General features: G+C 46.0%; 3 protein-coding genes. 1 reads left to right on the forward strand and 2 read right to left on the reverse strand.

What is annotated here, in order from left to right; translation table 11 throughout:
- Positions 1 to 232 precede the first annotated feature (232 nt).
- Complete coding sequence (locus KDK15_RS03360) at positions 233 to 772, forward strand: hypothetical protein (RefSeq protein ID WP_257293954.1); 540 nt, start codon at positions 233 to 235, stop codon at positions 770 to 772.
- Positions 773 to 869: 97 nt separating this feature from the next.
- Here KDK15_RS03360 and KDK15_RS03365 read toward each other — a convergent pair whose 3' ends face one another.
- Together KDK15_RS03365 and KDK15_RS03370 are read right to left on the reverse strand one after the other, a co-directional pair.
- Positions 870 to 1199, reverse strand: a complete 330-nt coding sequence (locus KDK15_RS03365; RefSeq protein ID WP_257293955.1) for a TraR/DksA family transcriptional regulator — start codon at positions 1197 to 1199, stop codon at positions 870 to 872.
- Between the two features lie 346 nt (positions 1200 to 1545).
- Positions 1546 to 2409 (reverse strand): hypothetical protein (locus tag KDK15_RS03370; RefSeq protein WP_257293956.1); only part of this gene is annotated, 864 nt, incomplete at its 5' end.

A 2409-nucleotide genomic window follows, 5' to 3' on the forward strand; every position in this document is an offset into this window, starting at 1 on the left:
GCCCTGCTATTACTCGTCATTCCGCCTTGCCCAGCTGTCCAAAATGACTTGCTCGATATCATATTTAGAAAGCGGAATTGGTATAAGAGACTGTCTGAGACCATCATCCGTTCAGAATTTCAGGTATGATACGATAATCCTCTTAGATCCAAAGTTAACGACTGGATCTGAGAGCCCTCCCGCAGTTACAGGACGCACGGACCGGGGCCTACCCGGAAAAAGGACTTTGCAAATGGGAATATGCGCCAAGGAACTAAGGCACTATGTTGTCCGCCCCGCACTTAAGCATCTGGGCATGTGGAGCCCAACTGGTGAGAACCTGCTGCTTGGCACCGCAGCCAGAGAGTCCGGGCTTGGTTTTCATCTGAAACTGGCCAATCACCAGGCTCTCGGTATCTATCAGATTTCTCCTCGCATGCACCGAAATATCTGGGACTTGTTTCTGGCCCCAAATGCCGACTTGTCCAGCAAAGTTCGGGGACTGGCCAGCCAGCGGGAGTTTCTTGCCCATCCCCACCATGAACTGGCTACCAACCTGGTTTACGCCACAGCCATTGCATGGCTTATCTATCACCGCTCCGGTATTCAGATAGAAGAAATTGATAAAGAAGACATCACCGCCATGGGCAGGTTATGGCAAAAGCAGTTCCACAGCAGAAACCCCGGAACGATCCAGAGCTTCTGCGAAAGCTATCAAAAGATGATCATTGAATCAGGCTGCTCCACAGAGGAGTCAACGTACTTTAACCGGGCCACAGCCAAACCGGCCTGATATTACTATTTGGCCAGAAAATGCAATCAGTAAAGTCACTAAACACCCCCATACAGCCAGCCTGTTGTCTTATCGGCTTCATGATTCTCCACTAATACTACAACCCCTTAGCCTCTGCACATTGAACACAAAGGTCAGCATAAGGCATAACCTCCAGGCGCTGAACCGGAATTTCCTTACCACAGGACAAGCAGACTCCATAATCCCCCTCATTCATGCGATCAAGAGCACGGTTAATTTTACCAAGTTCAATCACCGCCTCGTTACCCAGTGCATCAATAACCTCATCGTTCTCCCGTTCCTGCGCCTGCTCAGACCAGTCTGCACTGTTTTTCCGGGAGGCATCCTTTTTAATTTTACCCAGACGCGTATTCAGCTCATCCCTGCGAGCCATCAACCATTTCTGCCATTTATCATGATCTGTCATTTTGCTACCCCTGCACAAAAATACTGTAGAATCCTGCTGTTATTCTATAAAGAATGGTTGTATAAAAAGGTCACTCTTTACCATAAAACAACGCCGAAAAACCTTATCCATACTCACAAAAAACCAAAAAAGTATTAATTACAGCCTGCGGCGTACTGATTCTTTTCAGAAATCATGAATTCAAATAGTAGATCATTGATACGGTAAACGTAATATTCAGTCTCTATCAGGAAAAGACATTTTTCCCACTCAGTGGTCTTTTGCCACTACACACTTTCCGTTTAACACTGACCTGGTTGAATGGTAACCGGTGATCAAACGTTCATTGACTTCAGTTTTCCCGATCTTATTCAGGGTGCATCATCGCAAGCATTGCCTTCATAAAGTCCTTCCTCTTGATCTCGTAGTCATTAACAGGCTGAGCTGTCAATAGCCAGCCGTTAACTCTGTGCTCAAAATCATGACGGCAAACATGGCTGGTCAATTTCATTTGCAGATTCTCAGTGAGAGCACTAAGGCGCTGCTGTTCTTTTTGAAGCTGGTGAGTGCAGCAGTCAGGTTTTTCGGGTTTGCCTTTGGAGTGAAGAACAATAAACTGCCTGGCTTTACTCAGGGTAAGCAGGGAGCGCATAAGCAAGCCATAAATACGCTCATCAGGATTTTGAGGAAAATTAAAAAGAATGGTTCGTGGTATGTGAAATACCGCTCCTTTTTGCAATTGCTCTGTCAGCGGATCAAGGTTATCAGCGAGGTATTCCAGCGTATCGTTGAGTAATCGGGTTTCTTCAGCAAACGACAAATACCATACCGGCCTCTCAACGCCGGTAACGTGAACGGCCAATGGAGCTGCATTGCCACGGGTTACTCTGGCGTCAACACTGACCTGAAAACCCATTGCTTTAATACCCAAATCATCGTCTTTAAGTTGAATATTATAGCCGCTTGGTAGTTTGATCGCCTGACATCCCGGGATTGACTTGATGATGATGCTTTTGGAAATTTCTGAATCCGTGTTGGTGTTCAGTGCCTGCAGCTTGTCAAAGAGTGCTCTGGCAGAGTCTTCTGTGGTGCAGATAATGTCAATATCATTAAATTCTGAGCAGAGGTTCTGTAAAAAACGTGCGTATGAACCGGTAATCAGAATGGGGGGATTGCTATAAGAACCATTGATTTCCTGAATAATCTCCAGTGTTTTTAGCGTTAGCGCATT

This window comes from Endozoicomonas sp. YOMI1 (assembly GCF_024606345.1).
Taxonomy (GTDB): domain Bacteria; phylum Pseudomonadota; class Gammaproteobacteria; order Pseudomonadales; family Endozoicomonadaceae; genus Endozoicomonas.

What these genes read in the sequence shown, in the direction of transcription:
- KDK15_RS03360 (WP_257293954.1), top strand. Translation starts at nt 233, where the DNA reads ATGGGAATATGCGCCAAGGAACTAAGGCACTATGTTGTCCGCCCCGCA.
- KDK15_RS03365 (WP_257293955.1), bottom strand. Translation starts at nt 1,199, where the DNA reads ATGACAGATCATGATAAATGGCAGAAATGGTTGATGGCTCGCAGGGAT.